The sequence below is a fragment of the Vulcanisaeta distributa JCM 11216 genome (genome assembly GCF_001315985.1).
GTDB lineage: Archaea > Thermoproteota > Thermoprotei > Thermoproteales > Thermocladiaceae > Vulcanisaeta > Vulcanisaeta distributa_E.
Genome location: NZ_BBBI01000002.1, coordinates 65,174 through 86,594 on the forward strand (window position 1 = coordinate 65,174; position 21,421 = coordinate 86,594).

26 protein-coding genes and 3 pseudogenes are annotated in these 21,421 nt (G+C 46.3%); 19 read left to right on the top strand and 10 right to left on the bottom strand.

Going from position 1 to position 21,421, the window contains the following annotated elements; all coding sequences use genetic code 11:
* Positions 1-72 precede the first annotated feature (72 nt).
* From JCM11216_RS15325 to JCM11216_RS15340, 5 genes are all read left to right on the top strand, one after another.
* Entirely contained in the window at positions 73-264 is a 192-nt protein-coding gene (locus JCM11216_RS15325; RefSeq protein WP_243674879.1) for a hypothetical protein, read from the top strand.
* 154 nt (positions 265-418) lie between these two features.
* Positions 419-1,132 carry a thiolase family protein gene (locus JCM11216_RS15330; RefSeq protein WP_243674880.1) on the top strand — a complete coding sequence of 238 codons (714 nt, stop codon included), beginning with the start codon at positions 419-421 and terminating at the stop codon, positions 1,130-1,132.
* Entirely contained in the window at positions 1,125-1,409 is a 285-nt protein-coding gene (locus JCM11216_RS15335; protein ID WP_243674881.1) for a hypothetical protein, read from the top strand. The genes JCM11216_RS15330 and JCM11216_RS15335 overlap by 8 nt, the downstream gene beginning before the upstream one ends.
* Positions 1,410-1,565: 156 nt before the next feature.
* Positions 1,566-2,591: a 3-hydroxyacyl-CoA dehydrogenase family protein gene (locus JCM11216_RS02230; RefSeq protein ID WP_243674882.1), complete on the top strand. Its 1,026-nt coding sequence runs from the start codon at positions 1,566-1,568 to the stop codon at positions 2,589-2,591.
* The gene (locus tag JCM11216_RS15340; RefSeq protein ID WP_243674883.1) at positions 2,573-2,761 is read left to right on the top strand and encodes a hypothetical protein; all 189 of its coding nucleotides are present in this window, start codon (positions 2,573-2,575) and stop codon (positions 2,759-2,761) included. The genes JCM11216_RS02230 and JCM11216_RS15340 overlap by 19 nt, the downstream gene beginning before the upstream one ends.
* 124 nt (positions 2,762-2,885) lie before the next feature.
* Here the strand turns inward: JCM11216_RS15340 and JCM11216_RS02235 are convergent, their stop codons facing one another.
* The 5 genes from JCM11216_RS02235 to JCM11216_RS02255 form a co-directional block, all read right to left on the bottom strand.
* A complete protein-coding gene (locus tag JCM11216_RS02235; RefSeq protein ID WP_243674884.1) occupies positions 2,886-3,506 on the bottom strand; it encodes a phenylalanine--tRNA ligase beta subunit-related protein in 621 nt (206 codons plus the stop codon).
* 189 nt (positions 3,507-3,695) lie between these two features.
* On the bottom strand, positions 3,696-4,262 hold the full coding sequence (locus JCM11216_RS02240; protein ID WP_243674885.1) for an exosome complex RNA-binding protein Csl4: 567 nt from the start codon (positions 4,260-4,262) through the stop codon (positions 3,696-3,698).
* Positions 4,263-4,982: 720 nt separating this feature from the next.
* Positions 4,983-5,711 carry a hypothetical protein gene (locus JCM11216_RS02245; protein ID WP_243674886.1) on the bottom strand — a complete coding sequence of 243 codons (729 nt, stop codon included), beginning with the start codon at positions 5,709-5,711 and terminating at the stop codon, positions 4,983-4,985.
* A gap of 71 nt (positions 5,712-5,782) precedes the next feature.
* A complete protein-coding gene (locus JCM11216_RS02250; RefSeq protein WP_243674887.1) occupies positions 5,783-6,691 on the bottom strand; it encodes a hypothetical protein in 909 nt (302 codons plus the stop codon).
* 595 nt (positions 6,692-7,286) lie between these two features.
* A complete protein-coding gene (locus JCM11216_RS02255) occupies positions 7,287-7,505 on the bottom strand; it encodes a hypothetical protein (protein WP_243674888.1) in 219 nt (72 codons plus the stop codon).
* Between the two features lie 365 nt (positions 7,506-7,870).
* On the opposite strand from JCM11216_RS02255, the gene JCM11216_RS02260 reads away from it, so the two are divergent.
* The 7 genes and pseudogenes from JCM11216_RS02260 (at position 7,871) to JCM11216_RS15360 (ending at position 13,967) form a co-directional block, all read left to right on the top strand.
* The gene (locus tag JCM11216_RS02260) at positions 7,871-8,587 is read left to right on the top strand and encodes a hypothetical protein (RefSeq protein ID WP_054853177.1); all 717 of its coding nucleotides are present in this window, start codon (positions 7,871-7,873) and stop codon (positions 8,585-8,587) included.
* Positions 8,588-8,635: 48 nt separating this feature from the next.
* Complete coding sequence (locus JCM11216_RS15345; RefSeq protein WP_243674889.1) at positions 8,636-9,556, top strand: hypothetical protein; 921 nt, start codon at positions 8,636-8,638, stop codon at positions 9,554-9,556.
* A pseudogene (locus tag JCM11216_RS02265) lies at positions 9,557-10,261 on the top strand (stationary phase survival protein SurE); the annotation flags it as partial.
* Between the two features lie 43 nt (positions 10,262-10,304).
* Complete coding sequence (locus JCM11216_RS02270) at positions 10,305-10,898, top strand: hypothetical protein (protein WP_054853178.1); 594 nt, start codon at positions 10,305-10,307, stop codon at positions 10,896-10,898.
* A 77-nt stretch (positions 10,899-10,975) separates the two neighbouring features.
* Positions 10,976-12,828 (top strand): annotated as a pseudogene (ileS, locus tag JCM11216_RS15350) (isoleucine--tRNA ligase); the annotation flags it as partial.
* A gap of 270 nt (positions 12,829-13,098) precedes the next feature.
* Positions 13,099-13,500, top strand: a complete 402-nt coding sequence (locus tag JCM11216_RS15355; RefSeq protein WP_243675012.1) for a class I tRNA ligase family protein — start codon at positions 13,099-13,101, stop codon at positions 13,498-13,500.
* Positions 13,491-13,967, top strand: a complete 477-nt coding sequence (locus JCM11216_RS15360; protein ID WP_243674890.1) for a DUF5915 domain-containing protein — start codon at positions 13,491-13,493, stop codon at positions 13,965-13,967. Before JCM11216_RS15355 ends, JCM11216_RS15360 begins: the two co-directional genes overlap by 10 nt.
* Here JCM11216_RS15360 and JCM11216_RS02280 read toward each other — a convergent pair.
* Positions 13,961-14,539: an ASCH domain-containing protein gene (locus JCM11216_RS02280; RefSeq protein WP_054853179.1), complete on the bottom strand. Its 579-nt coding sequence runs from the start codon at positions 14,537-14,539 to the stop codon at positions 13,961-13,963. The two genes, JCM11216_RS15360 and JCM11216_RS02280, sit on opposite strands and share 7 nt — an antisense overlap.
* A gap of 58 nt (positions 14,540-14,597) precedes the next feature.
* Here JCM11216_RS02280 and JCM11216_RS02285 point away from each other — a divergent pair, with 58 nt between their 5' ends.
* On the top strand, positions 14,598-14,840 hold the full coding sequence (locus tag JCM11216_RS02285; RefSeq protein ID WP_243674891.1) for a hypothetical protein: 243 nt from the start codon (positions 14,598-14,600) through the stop codon (positions 14,838-14,840).
* A gap of 125 nt (positions 14,841-14,965) precedes the next feature.
* On the opposite strand, the gene JCM11216_RS02290 is transcribed toward JCM11216_RS02285, so the two are convergent.
* The 3 genes from JCM11216_RS02290 to JCM11216_RS02300 form a co-directional block, all read right to left on the bottom strand.
* Positions 14,966-15,244: an ATP cone domain-containing protein gene (locus tag JCM11216_RS02290; protein ID WP_054853180.1), complete on the bottom strand. Its 279-nt coding sequence runs from the start codon at positions 15,242-15,244 to the stop codon at positions 14,966-14,968.
* A 64-nt stretch (positions 15,245-15,308) separates the two neighbouring features.
* Positions 15,309-16,649, bottom strand: a complete 1,341-nt coding sequence (locus JCM11216_RS02295; RefSeq protein ID WP_054853181.1) for a Clp1/GlmU family protein — start codon at positions 16,647-16,649, stop codon at positions 15,309-15,311.
* A 63-nt stretch (positions 16,650-16,712) separates the two neighbouring features.
* Positions 16,713-17,024 (bottom strand): hypothetical protein, encoded by a 312-nt coding sequence (locus JCM11216_RS02300; RefSeq protein WP_054853279.1) that lies wholly within the window; start codon positions 17,022-17,024, stop codon positions 16,713-16,715.
* Between the two features lie 133 nt (positions 17,025-17,157).
* On the opposite strand from JCM11216_RS02300, the gene JCM11216_RS15365 reads away from it, so the two are divergent.
* The 6 genes and pseudogenes from JCM11216_RS15365 (at position 17,158) to JCM11216_RS15385 (ending at position 20,973) form a co-directional block, all read left to right on the top strand.
* Positions 17,158-17,478, top strand: a complete 321-nt coding sequence (locus JCM11216_RS15365; protein ID WP_243674892.1) for an ATP-binding protein — start codon at positions 17,158-17,160, stop codon at positions 17,476-17,478.
* Positions 17,433-18,026 (top strand): MoxR family ATPase, encoded by a 594-nt coding sequence (locus JCM11216_RS15370; protein ID WP_243675013.1) that lies wholly within the window; start codon positions 17,433-17,435, stop codon positions 18,024-18,026. The genes JCM11216_RS15365 and JCM11216_RS15370 overlap by 46 nt, the downstream gene beginning before the upstream one ends.
* Before the next feature lie 223 nt (positions 18,027-18,249).
* A complete protein-coding gene (locus tag JCM11216_RS15375) occupies positions 18,250-18,783 on the top strand; it encodes a hypothetical protein (RefSeq protein WP_243674893.1) in 534 nt (177 codons plus the stop codon).
* Positions 18,720-19,781: a VWA domain-containing protein gene (locus JCM11216_RS02310; protein WP_243674894.1), complete on the top strand. Its 1,062-nt coding sequence runs from the start codon at positions 18,720-18,722 to the stop codon at positions 19,779-19,781. The genes JCM11216_RS15375 and JCM11216_RS02310 overlap by 64 nt, the downstream gene beginning before the upstream one ends.
* 78 nt (positions 19,782-19,859) lie before the next feature.
* Complete coding sequence (locus JCM11216_RS15380; RefSeq protein ID WP_243674895.1) at positions 19,860-20,108, top strand: hypothetical protein; 249 nt, start codon at positions 19,860-19,862, stop codon at positions 20,106-20,108.
* A 227-nt stretch (positions 20,109-20,335) separates the two neighbouring features.
* A pseudogene (locus JCM11216_RS15385) lies at positions 20,336-20,973 on the top strand (hypothetical protein).
* Here JCM11216_RS15385 and JCM11216_RS02320 read toward each other — a convergent pair.
* Complete coding sequence (locus tag JCM11216_RS02320) at positions 20,970-21,398, bottom strand: hypothetical protein (RefSeq protein ID WP_054853182.1); 429 nt, start codon at positions 21,396-21,398, stop codon at positions 20,970-20,972. The pseudogene JCM11216_RS15385 and the gene JCM11216_RS02320 overlap by 4 nt on opposite strands.
* Positions 21,399-21,421: the final 23 nt, after the last annotated feature.

Here is a 21,421-nt window from a genome sequence, read left to right on the forward strand (position 1 = left end):
AAGTAATTGAGAAGGAGAGCAGGAGAGGCTTCTTCGAGTTGATTGGCGAGACTGTGCAGGGGGGCTCTTGAGATGGGTGGTATAAGTATTGACGAAATTGATGGGTTAGGTGTTGTGCACACCACCGCGGTTGATGAAAGGCCGATCAGGATAATGCTCGCTAACCAGGTTGCCAATTACCTGGGTATAAGGAGGCTTAGGTACATTGACGTAGCCGAGTTTGGGGGGCGCTTCATTCAATGCCCTTGTTTATCGGGCCGTTAGGGCTATTGAGAATGGCCTTGCGAGGGCTGTCTTGGTAATTGGCGGTGGCAAGAGTAGCGTATTTAGGAGGAGGGGGCATTGATGAGAGTCTTGTGGCTAGGAACTACGTGAGTACCCACAGGGTTATTGAGTTCCTACCAACCAGCGACTACGCATGGTAGCCCTGAGGTACTCGCATGTGTATAATGCCACTGATGAGGGTAGGGCAATGATTGCCGTCAGGGAGAGAGCCAATGCAAGGTACAATAAGGATGCATTGTTTAGGGAACCTATAAGTGTCGCTGATGTGTTGGGTTCACCAATGGTGAGTTACCCACTGAGATTGCTGGAGGTTGTAATGCCAGTAGATGGTATGTCGGCATTCCTAGTTGTTGATGAAGGCCTGGCTAGGAAATCGAGGATCACGCCAATCTCCGTTCTTGGCTACGGTGAGGCTCACGATCCATCCCCACTCTTTGATAGGGATGATATATTAAATACCGTGATCCCAATAAGCGCGGGTAAGGCACTTAGTGAGGCCGGCATCGGCTTAAACGATATTGACCTATTCATGCTTTATGATGCCTACACAATAATGGTCGTATTGGAAATAGAGGGTATAGGCTTGACCGAGGAGGGCCTGGGTTGGCGGTTTGCCGAGGAGCATGATTTCTCACCATCATCCACATACCCAATAAATGTTAACGGTGGTTCTCTAAACACGGGGGGGCAGCCAGCATACATGAGCGGTGGCGTGATACTCACAGAGGCATTAACCCAATTATCTGGAATGGCCGGTGAAAGACAGGTCAAGGGAGTCAGCAAGGCGCTTGTTAATGCAATTGGTGGCATACTTAACCACTCAACGACGTTAATCCTCGGTGTTTAATATGGAACTCAATGAATTATTGAAAGAATATGATAAAATCTATGAAAGTGGACAAATACCAATAACCCAGTGCAGGGCATGCGGCTATAAATTCCACATGCCAAGGACCAGATGCCCCCCCAGGTGCGGCTCAGTGAATCTCACGGTTATCGGCTATGTCGAGGGCACCATTTACTCATACACAATAATAGAGAGGGGGGGTTACCGGCAAGGGCCATCGTCGTTATCGCGGATTTTGATGGAGCTAAGGTCAAGGCAAATTACATTGGTGAATTAAATGCGCTGAGGATAGGCGCTAGGGTAAGGGTTGTTAGGAAGGATGGTAATATATACTTTACAAATTATTAATAGGTATATATTGATTATATAAGCTAATATATTAGGAGTAAAAATACACTTAATATTTACACTTACGTAATAGTTAACTTAGTGTATGCCCGAGAGAATACTTATGATTGGATTTGGAACCATGGGAAGCGGCATAACCGAGGTCTTCGCAATGAATGGCTTTGAGGTTAATGTGTATGATATGTATAGAGACGTAATACCCAAGAGCCTTGAAGGCATTAGGTGGAGCCTTAATAAATTACGTGAGAAGGGGTCTTTACACGAGGATGTTGATACAATCATGAGGAGGATCCACGTATTTGATAGCCTAAGCAATGCGGCTAAGGATGTTGACCTAGTAATTGAGGCTGTATTCGAGGACCCCAAGGTCAAGCACCAGGTATACAGGGAATTGGAGGGTTATGTTAGGAGGAATACAATAATTGCAAGCAATACAAGCGGTATACCAATAACCTACCTACAATCGGTGCTTCAGTACAAGGACAGATTCGCAGGATTTCACTGGTTTAATCCGCCAGTGCTCATGAGACTTGTGGAGGTCATAAAGGGTAAGGACACAAGTGATGAAACGGCTAATGTGCTCATGGACTTGGCGAGGAGGGTTGGTAAGGAGCCAATACTCGTTAGGCGTGATGTCAGGGGTTTCATAGCCAATAGGGTGTTTGGTGTGCTGAGTACGCAAGCCTTCATATTATACATGCGCGGTATTTATGATTATAGGGCAATTGATTCGGCATTGATCTACAAACTCGGACTGCCAATGGGTGTCTTCGCGCTCACAGACTTCACGGGAGGGATAAAGCTAAGCTATGAGAGCAGGAACTTGTTTGAGGAGATAGATAGGGTGGCGCCCGAGACCGAGCCGTCTAAGGGGGGGCTGGCTAAGGCTAGGGCCGTCGTATTCAGCCTAATTGAGAAGATGTACAAGGAGGGCAGGATAGGCATAAGAACCGGGAAGGGATTCTATGAATACCCGGAGCCAGGTAAGTGGGTTAGGCCGGATATACCGAGGGAACTGGCGGATAGGGTGAACCTACTGGACCTGCTGGCGCCCATGGTCAACGAATCACTAAGGATGGAGAGGCTGGGCATATGCACCAGGATGATATAGATAAGGCACTAAAACTTGGCTATAACTGGCCAAGGGGCTTGTTTGAGGTATATGGCAGGGACTTCACGGCTAAGGATGTGGTAAGTACATTGCGAAGAATGAGTGACCTAATGCCAGACCTAAGGGAGTTTTATGAACCAGACCCGGCATTACTAAATGAGGCTAGGTGAACGTGAGCCCCCCCTCCTAAATGATGTCAAAATCATAACCCTCATACGTTTATAACCTTTTCATCCCTAATCACCGTAGGATTAACGTAGGCGCCCCCTCCCAGGTACTTAATCGCTAAGTCAATTATGAATTGAGCGGAATCAACCAACCTATCTTCATCGATTCCAGCACCCCCCCAGCCGTTACGATTAAGACATTCCTCGTCTCCGGCCTTATCCTGGTAATCTCGGAATCCCTATAGGGATATACATGCAGGATTAAGCCGTCCACGGTCGAGAGTATGATTTGATTCCTCGTCAATGCCCTCTGTGGCGAGCCGATCGGGTTGAAGACCTCGCCATCCCTGGCATAGCGAATGACGAGGTCCTTACCGCCAAAGCTATCAATATCGTAGAGCCCAATAGGCACGAGGAATTTTATACTCGCCACATTACCAATATCAACCATTGGGTTAATCCTCGGCAAATCCTCACCCCTGAGAATCCTCCTAAGCAAAGCCTCCTGGGCAGGCCTCTGCTTCGTCGGGTCAATACCAAGCTCATGCCAGTAAAAGTCCCTGTAATACCTAATGATTGGGTCATCCTTAAGCCTATCAAGGCTATACTTCGACCTAACTTCCCTAACAGCATCATCAATCATACTTAACAACACACTCGGGTACTCACTATTCTTCACGTTACGAACAATGCCCACGCCGACGAAGACCTTACCCCCCCTGAGCTTACCATCTATTGAGAATTTCACATGATACGCGGTAATCCGCGGTATTAATACTTTTACCCGAGCATCAGCTCTGGTGCCAATCCTCACTGCTCAGAAATACCAGTCATCATCACTGAGACAAAACCAATTAAGGAAGTTTTTAATACCTACCTCAACGCATTTAATACGGTGATGACCACCTCGACCCCCCCTGAGCAATGAGGAGTGGTATTACGACTGATCAAGCCCAGTACTCAACAAGGCTAACCTTACGCCTAACCACAGCACCACAATTAGGCACTGAAGCAACTCCCCCCCACCCTTCCACCTCAATGGATGACCACACCTAGGGCACTTGGCATAAACCACACCAAGCTGCGCATCCCTTAGGGTCAATGTATACGGTGGATCCCTCGATATAACCCTCGCCCTAATTATATCGCCAATTCCAAGAACCTCACTGGCGCTACTGGGTTTCCCGTTCAATAATTGGGATGGAGGTACTATACCCGTCACGTCATCCCTTAGCGCAACCTTACTGCCATTATTTTCAACACCAATTATCTTCACAACGACAACCCTATCATTTGGCATTGCCACAACCTTACCATAAACAATATCGTTCATTTTCAACAACGAATTACTACTCCTTATCGGCTTAACACTGACCACATGCTCCCGATCATTACGTATGACTACCCCCATAACCTGAGCCCTTAATTTACCATCCGCATCAACCTCAACATTCTCCCCCCGGCAAATACTCCTCAGCAACACCAACAACATCTCCTGGAGCAACGACCTCCTTACTCATGGCTCATCCACCACTCAAACCCTGACTTATAGTCCTTGACTAGTGAGCACGAAACCCTTTATAAACCTATACCCCCAAAAGCCATTGTGGTTAAGATACTCGTAACAAACCAGCGCTATAGTTATGTGACTAAAGGCCTTAATTTAAAAATCACCTCTTACTCCGATTCTCTCATTTTCTCAGTCCTCTTTGCATTAGTCTGTTTGGGTCTCTTTGTCTGTATTATGTCTTTGGATTAGGTGGTGAATTGCGTATGGGTCTTTGGTCCTTAATACACGTACTATTAATTACAATAGTCCACGTACCATGTTTATACGTAGCGCCCTCAAAATCTCACTATCAACATAAGAGAGTTACAATGCTCTTTGACAGCCTAGGGCCTTTACGTAAATTGGCTTTTATTGTTATTTTAGGTTCGTGGGCCTTCTCCATAATTGCCCTAATTACGAATTATATCGTGAGCTTTCTAGGTTTCTTTCTTCCTGTTAAGATCTCGATTATTGTCTTCGCGTCCACGAACTAAACAATCTCCCTACTCTTAAACTAAAGCCCTATTAAAATCTACAACATCTATACATAAACCCTCTAACAAACAAATCTAATAGATACATCAGCATAGATAAAGCATACGAGGACAGGTAAGGAGAAAGGAACAAAATAAAGACATTGCTGATTTTTATATTCAAATGCCAAAATAGTAAAAACTATGTCTGGAAGTCTTGATACATGTCGCATGTGGTGTATTGGTTAAACATCTGCGTATACTGAACATTAGAATTCTCAGCAGTATTATTAGCGAGCGTACCCTGATATAGATTTACACCGGAGCAGTAATAGAACGTGCCAGAGCCACCGGAATTAAAAATTACATAAGAGACGTCAGCGCCGGCCCAAACAACATTAGATGGAAACCAATAATCCGAGTATTGAGATGGTATATTCCATACATATGTCCAAGGCCCATTCGTATTAGGTACTGACACCTGCTCATACACATACGAAATCATGCCATTACTATTCATACCATACAGGATATACCAAACAGCGCCAGAGACGAGAGCCCACGGTACATTTGATACCTCTCCAGGAATTTGTGGTTGCCAAATGAGGGCAGGATAAATCACACATGGGGGGGGTGGGACCCATATCTGTACAGTGAATAGTAACTCATTAGAATACGCATTGTATGCAATAATTCCCTGGACCCAGTATCCATTGCCTTGAGTACATACGAGATACTGATCTGGGTTGAACTGCAACGAAATCCAGCCATCATCATTTGGTCCGTAATACTGCACAGTCATAGTATTGACGATAACCGCGTGAACACTTACAAAGCTCGGCGTACCTGTGGTATCAACCTCATAATTACACCCACCGATAGGTTGTGAGCATGTGTTTTGCGCAACCACGCGTCCTGAGAATACCAACACTACCGTTAACATTATTAAGAGCGTTAATAAAGCAATAATTGTCACATTCAGGTTCTTCATCACCATGCTAATCACCCGTTGGTGTTTATCTCATTTTTATTTGAGTAAATGACTGCGTAATTCGTAGGTAATGGGTACCAGATATACCCTATTATGTACTTTGGTGCTATGTTGCTTATCCCCCCCGGCGTTATGTCGTCCATGCTTATTGATTGCAGGTTTGTGATTGACTTTGTGATCACGTATATCGTGGGCTCCTCAATGATGTATTGGCCGTTTTCAAATAATTGCTTGGCCGTTGGTAAGGACTTACTCGTGCTTCCAAAGGTGCCGATCAAACCATACTTAACCATTAACTGGACCTCCTCGGCCTCGCTCGTGATGTTGCAGACCGGTAGTGCGTAGGGGACTGCGGAGTATAGGATCACCACTATGGTGTCACCTGGAGTGACGTTGATTGCGGGGAACCCAACGCCTATTCCCGTGTGTACCACGTACCAATTCTCCGTATTAGCGATTTGCCAGAAGTTCATGGTTTTATTACCGTAAACGTATGGATGATTGACCGTTATGGCCAATGCCTGCAGTGGCTGTGATTGATTATTTGAGGCTATTAACCTGCCGTTCAGGTATATGCCAAGCCACATGGCATTGCCTGAATATGACATGCTGGCCCATGATGACAGCGTCTCATTTATTATGGCGGTTGGGAAGTCAATGTATAATTCATAACCATTAATCTTCATATCCCCATGAACATGGTATACAAGGGCTATTGCCGAGCCACCGGGCATGATGAGGTCATAAGAAGAATTACACCAGATAGCACCGTATTGGATTATGATTGGCATTATGGTTGGCGGATGCTCAATTGATTGACCCACGTGAGAGGGACTCACGGAGCCGGAACCACCGATATGCCAAGTACTACGCACGACAAGCAAGGATACAACCACAGCCACCATAACCAACACAGCCACTAACCACCCCACCCTCAAACCCATAATAATCAATTCTTCTCATTTTATGGGACTTTTTTTTTACTTCGGGTGTTCAGAGAAAGTGAGTCGAGTGGGTTTAGATGGGCTTTATGGTTGAGGGTTTCTGCTTGAACGTTGTTTTTGGCTGAGTTAGTACCTATGGGTTAGACTGAGCATTTGGCAATGATTAATGGACGAAACTAATCATTAATCGGCATGGACGTGCATTGCCAATCAATTATTCTTAATTCAGAATTGCGTTTATTCACCTACCAGCCTTACCAAACAACTTTCCTCAATCATTCGACTATTAATTAAAGATTGCCCAAGACTACCCTTAAATACTCAGCAGTTAAAATAATTAGTTAGTTAGAAGGTGATGAGCCCCCCCTGAGCAAACCACCCGGTGTAGCCGGGGGGGCGGATGCTCGGTGGGTGATCCAACCTGCCCGGCCCCCCCGTGGGTAGTGCCTAGGCGAGAGTATTGACTTTGTAAAATGCGTATGCGGTAATTACCTAAAGGGTGATGGCAATAATAGCGGTAGCACCGGCACTGGTGCTAATGGAAGCAATAACAATTAAATAACTTAGCCAATCAATCGCCTAAACGCTCACCGCCCTCCCTGCCTCTCTTCATCCTCCTCCTCCCCCCCCTCTCCTTTGTGAGCAAGGAGCCGTGGGCCCTCCTCGTGAGGGGGGCTCCCGGCTCATGAGGGGGTGCTGTGGGGGGCTTGGGATCCACGAGCACCGGGATTCCGATGGTGTCGGGGGGGGTGTCGTTCCTCGGCTGGTGATGGGGGGGCTTGGGATCCAAAGAACCAACCGAGGAAACGACGGGAGGGCAGGTGAAGAGGGGGGGTAGGGAGGGCATTGCCCGAGCAACAAAAACAATAAGCTAGCAAGACATCCAGCAGTCCCTAGGCAAAAACAACCAAAATCCTATGAATCACGGGAAAATAAAGAATGTTGTTCAAGCAATTGCTGAAACAAGCGATCAATGGGAAAAATGAGGAACGTAGGAAATTAGTGAGCAGACTCTAGGGCTTTGTTGGGTAGGTTTTGCCTAGCCCATGGGGTGGGTCTTCCGTGGGGGGGCGCCAACCATTACCGGGAGGGTGGTACGGCCCCCACGGGGGGGACCCGCCCCCGTGGGGGGGTTAAGTGGGGGGGTGAATCAAAATGACGAGGAAAGACAAGCCAAAAAAGACCCTGCCCAGGGAGGGCAGGGATCAAAAACAAAAAGAGGCAGGGAGGGCTGTGGGTGAGGAGGTAAGGGTGCCGGAGGCGATGGATATTTGCAGTGGTGTTAGGAGGGGGGGTAGGCGCCTGGTGTGTGGAGGGCCTGTCACGGATCCGGTGGTGAGGGCTGAGGTAATTGACTTACTAAACGAGGCCATGAAACGACTAATCAGGTGGAGAGTTTGGGATGCGCAATGGATAGATGAAATGCATGTGAAGAATATGGAGAGGGCCAAGGAAGCACTAAGGCAGTTAGAGGGCAAGTACCCAAGGGAAGTAATTGAGGTCATCGAGGGAATAATCGACGCATTACTAAACCACGTGAAAAACAGACTAAAGAAGTACTGGATAAACAACGTTAGCGAGGATGTCAAGAGGCTGATCAGGAAAATAACGAACGGAGGTGCTAAAGTCATAATAAACAAGACCGATAAGTCGTTGACTGTGCATGTATACGGGAATCATGTTGAGCTAAATGTTAATAGTATTTTTAGGAGCAATAGCGTGATTGTTCAATTAATACTTAGAGACTTAGGTGGTTTTCACATTAACGTACCTGATGTGCTTAATGACTTAATGAGTAATGAGGAGTACGTGAAGTTGATTGAGAATGTTGTTAAATCAATGAGGGGGGGGTGGGTTTGCTGTTACAGATGAGGGTAGGGATAGGCATGGCAATAGACCGGTGATGAGTACCACGCAGCTATGGCAAGTGATTTTATGGTTGTTATTATATCCAGCGAGTCTCATGCCTATATTAATGCCGTTAACGTAAATAAGAGCGATGTCGCGATTAAGTGGAAATTAAGGGCTAGGTGCTGTTATTCAATAAAGCGGTGTGCGTTAAGTGACGCGTTAAAATATGATGATGGAGCATTCCTAACCTTTATTTTAGCTATTATACTAGGTGATGGCGATGTCACGCTTTCATGGCGTAGCAATTCCGTTGAACCTATAGTTAAATTTACAATAAATGCCGAGGAGTTTGAAAAGAGTGAGGAATGGAAACAAATCCTTAATAGGCTTGAGCTACTTGGCATTATGTGGAGTAAGGATGATACTAGACGGGATAGGGTCGTCATTGTAATAAGAAGTAGTTATGCCATTAATTTAGTTAGGAAAATAATTGAAGCTTTGCCACCTGTGATTAATGCTTTATTTGACGTTTTAGAAGCTTTAGGTTTCGAGAAGTGGAGTAAGATTAAGGAGGTTGCTAATACGGAGCTGCGCTTTAAAACCGGTGTTTGGCAGGTCGAAATAGGTGGTGTGAAGTTTAGCATAAGTATCCCACATTCTTATGCCCTTGTATTAAGGGTTAAGAGGTGTGATCCTATTGAGGCTCAAAGGATCATAGACCGTATAAGGATGATTTACGGTGAAGACTTCGAAATCAAGACTAGAAGGAACAATAAAGGATGCATAGAAATTAAAATACCCTGGAACGAAATTAAGAGGCGCGATGATATTAAGAAAGTAATAAAGATGAAGCTTTGTGAGGTACTAGCACTAGGTGAGGTAAAGAACGAAGATATGCGTGTAAAAATGACAAACCTCCTTCAAAAACTCGCCCAGACACCCACAGAGGGGGGTCGGGCAGGTAAATCCAGTTACGCCTTACCTTGCTGAAAGTCGGCCTCTGGTCTTGGCATAACCCTTCATAAGCCGCTTAGGGTCTCGGTAATGGACCTTTGCGGCTTTAAGGTGTATGCGACTTCGGGTACTCCGTCTGACACGATATACTTGGCGGCCCTGGAGATAACGGGTAATGTGGACCTTGTCCTCTCCGGCATAAACATTGGTGACAACACCTCAATGCAGGTAATACTATCGTCGGGTACTCTCGGTGCCGCCTTTCAAGCGGCGCTGCTTGGTATTCCGGCTATTGCGTATTCTGTTGATGTTGAGAGCGGTGATGAGCTTGAGGGTAATGAGGAGCTTGAGCCGTGCTTAGGGCTATAATTAGGGAGTCGGCATTGTTCGTGCTTAGGCATGGCATGCCTAGGGGGTGTTGATGTGATTAGTATAAACTTCCCGAGGACCGTTAGTAGGGATATTAGGGTTAAGCTTGTTAGGGCTTCGAAGCTTAAGTTCTCCGAGAAGATTGATGTTAGGGTTGACCCGCGTGGAGGTAAGTACTACTGGTTGTTTGGTTCGTTGCTTGAGCCTGAGGAGAATACGGACACCTACGTGGTTCATAAGGAGGGTAACATTGCGCTTACGCCGTTGACCTTGGACATGAATGCCATGGGTCCGCGGCAAGAGGTCGATATGGACAGCCTTAATAGGCTTGTTGACGTATTAAACACGGCATTGATTCGTTTCCGAGGTTAAGAGAAATAGAACTTATAAGGTCAATCATGTCCGTTAGTATGGTATGAACGGTCATCAAATACTATATTTCGATGAGGTAAAGAGGGGTAATTACATGGCGTTTGTGAATCACGTACTTGAGCAAGTACCGGTTGCCTATAGGGTGGGTGCAGTCGACGTAGAGGTGATCAATAAGTATAGGGATGAGCTGCTTGGTATTACTGATGAGTTGAGTGAGGCTTACTGTACGGCTATGTCAACAACTAATACAGACTTCTTTAAGGGAAGTGATTGCATAGGGTTTATTAAGCAGTATTGGCGTGATTTCATCATTGGCATTGATAGGAATGAGCATTGGGTTAATATGATTATGTACATGCTCAAGCTGTTTAGTGCTAATGTGGGTGTAACCGCGCTGGTAACCTTACCAATACAATTGAGTTCATTGGCTGTATCAATAATTAGCGGTGAGAATAAGCCGGTGACTCAGTTGGTGAATTCCCTTGGAAAGCTCTCGGCATTGACGACAGCCTTCTACGCGGAGGCGCTGGTTCACTTACTGACGGAGAATGTTGGTGTGCCGCTAAGTGCCTATATGATGCTTGCTGGAGGGCTCGTAAGTGAATTACTGAGGGTCTATGGCAATGCCATTGCGTGAAATTTTTAAATACTCAATATAGTCTATGGTGGGTGTCCGTTATTGATTCACGATTCACACTGGAGATTCAGTTCGATGTGAAAAGGATTGAGGAGGTTGTTAGGCAGTATTGGCGTGAGGCGAACATTGAGGGTAAGTGGCATGAAGGCCCTGAAAACGCCAATAAGTGGTATACATTCCTCGAGGGGGGGCCACCAACGACTAACGGCTTCCCGCATGTTGGTCATATTAGGGGGGGTAGGACGTATAAGGACGTTGTCCTTAGGTACCATAGGCTGCTTGGTTATAGGGTTTGGGCTCAGGGTGGTTGGGATGAGCAGGGCTTGCCTGTGGAGATCGAGGTCGAGAAGAAGCTTGGGCTCAGGACTAAGAAGGATATTGAGAAGGTTGGTTATGAGAAGTTCAGTCTTGAGTGTAATTCGCTTGTTGATTACTACCTTGAGAGGTGGAGGGAGGTTGGTACGAGGAGGCTTGGTCTATGGTTAGACCTTGATAAGGCCTATGAGACTAGGAAGCCATACTACATAGAGCACGTCTGGTCCTTCCTAAAGAATGCCTGGGAGAAGGGATTGCTATTCGAGGACTATAGAGTGTTACCATTCTGTCCAAGGTGTGAGACGGCTCTCAGTGATGCTGAGGTTGACCAGGGCTATGAGGATAGGGAGGATCCGTCAATATACGTTAAATTCCCCGTTGAGGGTTCAAGTAATACTTACTTAGTTATTTGGACCACAACTCCCTGGACGCTAATTGATAATGAGGCTGTGGCCGTTAATCCCAACTTTAACTACGCATTGGTTAAGGCCAATATTAATAACGCTACGGAGTACCTATGGCTCGCCGAGCCCCTTGTACCCAAGTTGATGGAGAAATTTGGAGTTAAGGATTATGAAATTGTTAGGGTTGTTAAGGGTTCGGAATTGGCTGGGACCAGGTATGGGCACATTTACATGGGGGGGAAGGTGCCAATACATGCTAGCCACATTGATAGGGCTCATTACGTGGTTCTTGCGGACTTCGTAACGCTTGAGGAGGGTACTGGGCTTGTTCACATAGCCCCTGCCCACGGCCCTGAGGACTTTGAGGTTGCTAAGAAGTATGGTTTGCCTATTACTAATTCCGTGGAAATTAACGGCATATTTAATGAGAACGGTGGTGAGTTTAGGGGGCAAGTACTGGCTTGATGTTTCCCAGGAAGTAATTAAAGACCTGAAGGAGAGGGGCTTATTACTTCGTTACGAGACAATAGTACATGCATACCCACACTGTTGGAGGTGCGGTACACCGTTGATTTATAGGTCTGATAGGCAGTGGTTCATTAGGGTGTCCGCATATAGGGATAAGCTGGTTGAGGAGCTTAGGAAGGTGAAGATATACCCGGACTTCCTTAGGGATAGTTTGATAATTGGGTTGCGAATGCCAGGGATTGGACGATATCGAGGAGTAGGGTCTGGGGGGGTACGCCACTGCCTGTCTGGCGTTGTAAGGATGACCCAAGCAAGATTCTAGTAATAGGTTCCCTGGATGAGTTGAGGAAGTACGCCAAGTTCATACCTAATGTACCGAGTGAGATGCTTGTTCATAGGCCTTGGATTGACATGGTGAAAATAGAGACTGAGGACTGTAGGGAGTGGGTTAGGGAGCCATTCGTTGTGGATGTTTGGATGGATAGCGGCGTTGCTGGATAGCCAGTGTTGATGGTCTTAGGAATAAGGAGTTGTTTGATAGGTTATATCCGTATGACTGGGTTACGGAGGCGATAGATCAGACGAGGGGGGGTTGGTTCTACTCATTACTCGTTACCTCTGTCCTATGGATGGGTAGGGCGCCCTATAAGTCCATACTGATTAGTGGTCATGTTGTTGATAAGTACGGGCAGAAGATGAGTAAGTCCAAGGGCAACGTGGTTTGGGCTGAGGACCTATTCAATAAGTGGGGGGGTGCTGACCCAACGAGGCTCTACCTACTTACTAAGTCCGCTCCCTGGGATACCATGTCCGTTGATCCCGACGAGATTGCTGAGGCCAGGAGTGTACTTTCAATACTTTGGAATGTGATTAAGTTCGCGGACACGTACATGACCCTTGACAGGTTTGACCCAGCGGTGCATAGGCTTGAGGGATTAATTGATAAGGGGTTGATTGAGGATAGGTGGCTACTCAGTAGGTTCAATAGTAGGTTGCGTAGGTTCATTGATTATATGAACAACATGGAGCTTCACATGGCCGCCAGGGAGTGGGTTAGTCTCGTCGTTGATGACCTGAGCCATGGCTATATTAGGCTGATTAGGCGCAGGGTCTGGACTGAGGAGAGTAGGGAGGATAAGTACGCAGCGTATGCGGTGCTTTACCACGTGATTAAGGGGGGGGCATTGATAATGGGTTCAGCCCTAGTGCCGCATATAACCGAGTATCTTTGGAACGCATTTGTTAGAAGGCTTGAGAAAAATGAAGCGGAGAGTGTGCACTTAACATTGCTACCTCAGGTGAATGAAAAGCATGTGGATGAAAAATTGGAGAAAGCCTTTGATTTGCTATTTGCCATGTTCTCAGACATTGCGGAGATGAGGAATAGGATAAAGGTTAAGCTTAGGTGCCGTTAGCTAAGGCCGTAATTAGGGTTGAAAACGCCAACAACCTAGAAATGCTGGGACGAGTGAAGCACTTGCTTGAATACTTAGCCAATATTAAGGAGGTGGAGTTCGTTAACGAAATTGGCCAATGCAGTGAGGAGGAGTATGTCAGGGCTCAGGGAAGGGGTTACGAGATATGCCTCAGCAAGGTCATGGATAAGAAATTGTACTATGAGGCATTGGCCAGGGAGGTCGTGAGGCGCATACAGACCATGAGGGCTAAGGCCAACCTTAAGGTTGATGAGAGGATTAGGGTATACGTGAGTACGGGAAGTGATGACTTATTATCAGCCATTAAGGAGTTTATGGGTTACATAACGAATGAGGTCAGGGCAACGGATGTCATTGTTGGTAACGTGCCGGCAAACGCCTTCGCCATGGATTGGGACATTGAGGACATGAGGGTTAGGATAGGGATAGAACGCATTACTCAATAATCCGTTATAACGCCCATGCGAATAAGGTGCTTAAGCGACTTCCTAATAATCCTCCTAATCACGACCCTACCCCCCCTGAGGGAATTGAATAACTTAACCGCCGCCTTACGAACACTCCCCTCATTAACCAACTCCTGCAATACCCTCCTCTCCTCCTCACTCAATGGTACATTATACCTAAGCGCCAGCCTGGCAATATCGACGGGGCTAAGCCCGATGGAACCATCATCCCTACGCCCAATTGCCTTAGTAACCTCCAGCGTGAGTATTGTGACCCAGTCATTATTGGTGATGTTACCATAGATGCCCCCCCTTAACTCATCAATTAACGCCTCACGGCTTGTGAAGCCATCGGCGACGGCATCCTCATCCGTCAACTCAGAAACCCTCTTGTAAAGCACATTCACTATGCGCGCCTTGGCAACGACCATACCGCCACTATGAATAAAGACCTCCCTGTACTTCGGCCTAATTATACCAAGCCTAATCGTTGTGAACCTACCATTACCCAGCTTGTCCAGGTACTTCGACTTAAGCATTAAATGTCTACCCAGGTAAACGACCCTACGCATCCTTACGGTTAATGAGGGAGAGAGCACTTTTAAAAGCGTTTATTCGCGGTATATGTGTATGGACCTTAGGAGTATTGTTAAGTACGCAAACGCGGCCTATGCCGGCTTAATGATAGGGCTAGCCGCCTACTTCGTAGTATTAATTAAGCATGGCTACACGTTTGTGCCATCAAGCTCAAGTTCAATAAGTATTTACCAGATATTTGAGTCGGGGGGCGTTGGGAGGACCATTATTGCTTGGTATCGTTCCATGGATCATCATGGTTATGATCATTTCAACATTGTTCATTGTTTTAGTTAACATGGTTTATGAAAATAGTCTAAAGCCTGTGGGTAAGGAGAAGAGGATTATGAAAAGAAGGGAAGAGGAGAGGAAGAAGAAAGAGAGGGGGGGCAGGAAGTAATTTAAATTCAATAAGGCAACATTTACTCTAGTTCCTTCTCAGTTAATCTACGTTTTACAGCCCTGTCAAAAACCACCCAATTCCTATACCACTCCTCATTGGTCTTCTTAAGCTCTGTGAGTATTGCCTTGGTTAGGTCCTTGGCGGTTACCCTATCAACATCCATGAACTGGCACTCGATCTTCCTGGCAATCCTCCTTGCTACGTCAATTGGCGCGCCCGTCTTGAGTATGCTGACCACGATCTTCTCAATCACGAAGTCCTCCTCAGAACCATCCCTCTTAATTACCTTATTTACCATAAGTAATTACTAAATAAGTCACTACCTAAAATATCTTTCTCTAATTAATTAATCCGTATTTGACTTAATTGCTACTTTCAAGTATGTTTTGTGAAGATAGTAATGATTCAATTCTGTTAATATAGAGTACCTTCTCAACCTCCTCATAATTATCATTGACCCTGATCATGCCAAGCCTTATGTGGTCGACTAAGCCCTCATTAATGAAGGTCTTGGGCACGGATATCACGGCCTTACCCGTATTATAGTATATCTTTCGTAGTACACCAAGCGATAGTAGGTAATTATCCCTATCCTCAAGTGCCACAAGTAACCCCCCCCTCTCCCAATTCATGGGTAATATGGCTATGTTCACACCACCGATGTTCCTAATCTGAAACTCCTTAACATTGCCTATGGCCACAGCCGCGCCCCCCCTCCATTGCTCAATATAATGTATTGCCATGTTGAGGCTCCTTCGTATTAGTCTCGTAATGTAGTTGTCATACCTTAGTCCATTAAATAGTGGTAGGTTCACGATGGGCTTCTCCCTGAGGTTCACATTCAATTCCCTAGATGGCATAAGGTACTTGCTATAACCCATTTCCCTACGTATCTTCCTATCATCCCTATCCCTAACCCTGGCGTTGGGTGGGGGGGATGGTATTGTGATGACATTAACAGCAATCTTCATTAACTCTTTGATCAAATCGGTTGATTCATCGCCACGTTTAATCACCACTGCATGGTTAGCACCGGTGCGCCTCGCCAGTTCAAGCTTAAACTTTATGGCATTTTCCTCCGAGATCCATCCATCGGTATTAATTACTACCGCATCAACATTGTAATTACGCCAAAGCTCATTAACCATCTTTGTCATGGAGTTTAATACGTAATCCCAAACGTGTTCTATGCTCGTTGTTTTCACGAATATTGACCTCAAATTCCTTAGTTGGGTTAGGTGTGTTATGAAGCCGGTGGCTATCGAGGCTGATATAGTAGTTGGCGGGCCAATATCGTTTTGCCCCCCCGGGTCACCATCAATGACCCCCCCAACCTTAAGTCCTTCCTTCACGCCCTTATTAACGAGTATTGTGGTCACCGTGGTCTTACCAACATCCATGGCGCCCATTACCACGACTGTGGAGTTTCTCAGCCTTATTGTAGATAATGCCTTATCCCAAATGTCAATTACCTCGTTAGCTCCATTTACTGTTTCGATCTTTCCCTCGGGACCAAGTACAGCCTCTATCTTACATTCACTGAGTGACTTCGCTATTATTCTTCTACCTCTCATAACAGTAAAGGAACTCCCTGGCCCATACTCAGCACCCAATACGTAGAGCCTGCCATCAATTACCCTAACACTGGCTGGGCCATCAATGCTTAGGAACTCATTGGGGGGGCCTATGGATTGGATTTCCACGATGGAATTACTAAACGTAATTATTTAAGCTTGATTACTCAATAGGATGATGGGTAAATCAGCTCAGTATAATGCCAAGTCCCTGAAGTCGTATGGTATTGGCTTGCCCTTTTTCTTAAGTTCGTCATACCTACTGGCCAGGAAGGCCTCAAGTATTGGGCATCCCTCGTACTTGCCGTCTCTAGGGCATTTATGGTCTTCGGTATTAAATAGTATGAAGCAGTCGCCGGACCTCGTGTCATAGTATGGGCACTTCTTGTAGTAGTCCTTCATTGACCTAACTATCCTAACGATCCACCTCTGCTTTGGATCCCTTATCTCTCGCTTTAGTTCATATTCATTTAAATCCTCCTCGTCCGAGTAACCATACCTCACTAAAACCACCTTTTCGAAACGACTAAGGCGTTATTGATTAAGGATATTAATACCTTTCTCCTCATGCATAGGCAAATTAGTTAAAACGATGTAGCACTAAAAATTTAAAGCTCAAGAACTGCGTTTGTACTGAATGGCATCAGGCAAGGAATTGATGGCATTACTACCAAGGCTATCAGACCTGGTTAAGAGGGAGGAGATACAGGTTAATAAATTAGTCACAGATGCGATAAGGACCAAGGGCGTTAAGAAAATACTTACGGAGTTGGAGAGGGAGCTTAAGGGCCTGGATGACATAGCGATGGACGTATTAAGTAGCCTTGCCGTTGGTAGGCACGTGCTGATAATGGGGCCTGTGGGCGTAGGAAAAACCACATTGGCCGAGAGTTTAGCAGAAATACTACACGTATCAGAACCCCCCCATATATCGAGGTCGCATGCCACAGCCACATGACGGCCACGGAATTGACCGGCGATATTGATATTGCCGTAGCCCTACAGGCAGGGCTCGATCACCCACTGGCCTACATACCCGGTCCTCTTGTGATGGCTCATGGCGGCATACTAATACTTGATGAGATAAATAGGTTAAACCCCCCCTACAGCCAGGCAGCGCTGCTTCAGGTGTTACAGGAGCACTACGTGTTCATTAGGGGGGGCTTCAAGATAAGGAGTGACTTCCTAGTAATTGCCACATCAAACCCATCCGAGTACTCGGGTGTTTATGAACTCAGTGAGGCTTTGGCGGATAGGATGAAGGTCGTGGAGATACCATACCCAGACAAGGACCTCCTCAAGTCGATACTATCCTGGAAGAGCAGCCTGTACATGGAGCACCTTGGTCTTAAGGCCCCAGACGCATTAACGGAGGTCACTGCGACATTCATGACCTTGGTCTCCCAGGACAGCAATATTGAGGTTGGCCCGAGCATTAGGTCGGCGATCTATGCAATAACCACGGCAATGTCAAAGGCATGGCTTGAGGTAGGGAAGTTTCGTTAAATGACTTGAAGAGGGAAATCATTAGTAATATGGTTAATGTCGTTCGCGGAAACTTCGCCAATGAAACCGAGAAGAGGGATTATCTTTCCCGTAAGTTTGATGAGGCAGTGATGATGTATAGGAGATATTCAAGGAGATAGCCATTAGTATGAACAGGCATAAGTAATTAAATGGGTAAGTTATTTAATACGGCGCACACCATCTATAGTGGGGGGGTTAAGACTTGAGCACGAATATTGACCCAGCACAAATAATCACGAGGGTACTTAGCAAGGTTTATGAGTATTTACGGGAAGATTTTAGAGTTATTAGGCCTGGCTCGGTGAGGAGCTTCGAGGCTGCGGCTAGCGACATAATGATGAGAATATTGATTGAGGGTGGCTTTGATTATGATAAGTTTAAGGAGACGGTGATCCGAGTAGGCATTGAGAATCTGTACCTATCTGTAGAGACGTCAAATCCAGATGATAAAAGGAAGGTCCTTGAGGAGGCCTTTGAAAGGGCATTTGAGGATGCCGAGAAAATGCAGGAGACGACCGAGGAGGCTCCAACACAGCAGGTTGCTGGATTTAATGTTAGCAATGGTGGTGAAATTAATGAGAATGTGGAGAGAAGCGATTATGAGAGTAGTACGGGCAGTATTAGTGGTGGGTTTGGCGCTGAGTATAGTGCGAGGAGGGTCAGGAGTTACAGATGGGTAGGTCATTGGTTGCCAATGTTGATGATCATGGCAAGGACGCAAAGCTCGACTCAATAATATCAACAATATATGAAATACTATATGGCGGTGTCGGTACAGTCAATTTCCTAAACCTTGCCCAATTAATAAACATGTTCATTGACCCATATGCAAATATTGTGGAGAAGACTAAGGTGCTCAGGAAGATGGAGCCATACCTCAGGAACTACGGCCTATTGCCTACTGACTTCAGGAGGAATAGGGATGGGGGGGAGAGGGTGTTTGAGGCTTTGAGGAATGTGGTTAGGAATGCAATGAGTGGTATGGGGCAGGTTAAGGTTGTTAGGTTCACGGACATAGATAAGTACCCAACATACGTAGTCAGCGTTAGGGAGTACAAAATTGGCGATAATTACTTCGACGTTGACCTGCAGAAGACGGCTATGAACCTGAGCAGGAAGTCCATGATGCATAAACTATTCACTAACAAGGACATCGTGGTTAAGGAGTACGCGAATGTTAAGACCATAGACATCGTGCTTTGTTTAGACGTATCGGGGGGGAGCATGAGGGAGCTCAGTAATGGGATGCCTAAGATAGAGATCGCCAAGGATGCGGTGGGCCAGTACATACAATTCCTATCGAAAACCAACGATAGGCTTGCCATGGTACTATTCAACTTCAGGGCCGACGTACTCTGGGGGGGATTGCACCAGGTTAGGAGGTATTGGCAGCAAATGAATTACATGCTTAAGTACGTGTACGCCGGCGGCGGTACAAACCTGGCAAACGCCCTTGAGAGGTCCAGGGAGGTATTGACCAGGTCCAGGAGCAACTCTAAGCATGTTATCTGTGTGACCGATGGTAGGACTGTTAATTCGAGTATGTGCATTAAGGAGGCGGTTAGGCTTAGGAGGGGGGGTGGCGCTACAATATCCACCATAGCCATTGGCGAGAATAGCGATGATGAATTGTTAATGAGGCTTTCGAAGATTGGCGGTGGCCTATTCATAAAGATAAGCAGCATTCATGACCTGGGTAAGGCATTGATAATGGATAAGCTGCATAGCATGTGATTTGGCCTCCCATAATACATTGGGTATAAACTTGTTTTCTTTATATACCTACATGTGATTATTAATTCGGTGACTTCAATGCTTAGGTGCTTCAGCGATTTTGTGAGCTTCATAGTGAAGTACCCATTCAGTAAGGAGGGGGGGCTCACAAGGTTCAGGGAAATAACGAGTGAGAGGGGGATTTACATTAATGACCTTGCGAATTCGGTAGTAGGTAGGCAACTGCTTCAGCGGGCCTACGAAATACTCAGTGAGGCTGTCCTGAAAAACTCAATAACCGATGACCCCCCGACCTCGGTGAGGATGAATTACTGGCTCATTACATAGCCATAGTCCTTGCGGCGCACCTAGATAAATCGCTTTGGAGGAGGTTTGCGGATGTTGAGAGCAAGAGGTTCTCGGGTAAGTTGGCGCTTGAGGACCCTGACTGCGTGATATACATTGCCAGGGAATTCGGTATTAATGCCGTGAGACTTAGAGACCTCGATATTTATGACGAAGGCCTGGCGCTGGCGTTTGATGTTGGTGTTAGGGTTTGGGATTACCTGAGGTTCATGCCTAAGAACGACCCCCCCTACTGGAAGCTAGTCAATAGGTACCTGCTTAAGGGTTGGGTATTAATGACGTATAAGGACCTTGTTAGGCTGGTGGAGGAGGCTGTTGAGAAAAGAGTCCTTGAGCTAATAAGTAAGGCGCACGAGAATTTAGATGAGACGAGGCCATTGATCGATGCGCTCGGTGGTATGAAGGAACTCATGGAATATAGGTCAGGGTTTACGAACAGGGTCAGGGTTCAAATAACCGGGTTAACACCGCCATGCATGGAGACAATAATTAATGAGATTAAGTCCGGAGGCAACCCAAGTCACCAAGCAAGGTTTGCCGTGGCCGCCTACATGCTCAGGAGGTGCCATGACCTCGAGGGGGGGAAGCCCATGGAGACTGCGTCGAAGAGATTATTAATTTATTTAAGACGGTGGCCGACTTTGACGAGAAGAAGACTAGGTACCAGGTGGAGCACATAGCCGGCCTTAGGGGGGGTGGGCATAAGTTCTACATGCCGCCGTCCTGCCAGGAAATGAATAGCCTTGGCCTATGCCCAACAAACCTGGGCTGCGGCGTTAAGAATCCACTTCAGTACACAGTTAAGGCAATTAAGAAATTTCAATCAATGAAACAAGCGCAGGGTTAGGCGTACATTGTTGTCCCCTCACCCTGCCTCTGCTGTTGTGGCGGAGGCACAATAGGCATTGCAGGTGGGATACCCAATTCCTTAAGTAGTAGGTTTACTTCAAAGAATACGTACTGGCCAATCATCATCTGAATAATCTGCGGTGACTTGCCGGAATTCACCGATTTCGCAATGTCCTCGAGCTGCCTTGGGTCGCCTTGAAGAATCAACGCGCCTCTAATCGATATACTAACAATTGACGGGCTTGAACTAGCCGCCAGCGAGAAGGGTATCTCTACAATGTCGCCCCCCCTAACCACGGCATTCGGCCCAATGACCAGGTTCACATTAAACGCAACCTGAGTCTGCGGTGGTATTAATTGTAGGCGTTCCGCATGTAGGTAATCAAACCTTATACCCACTGCCCTAAACGATATCCCAGACATACTTGGCAAAACACTTAAATTCA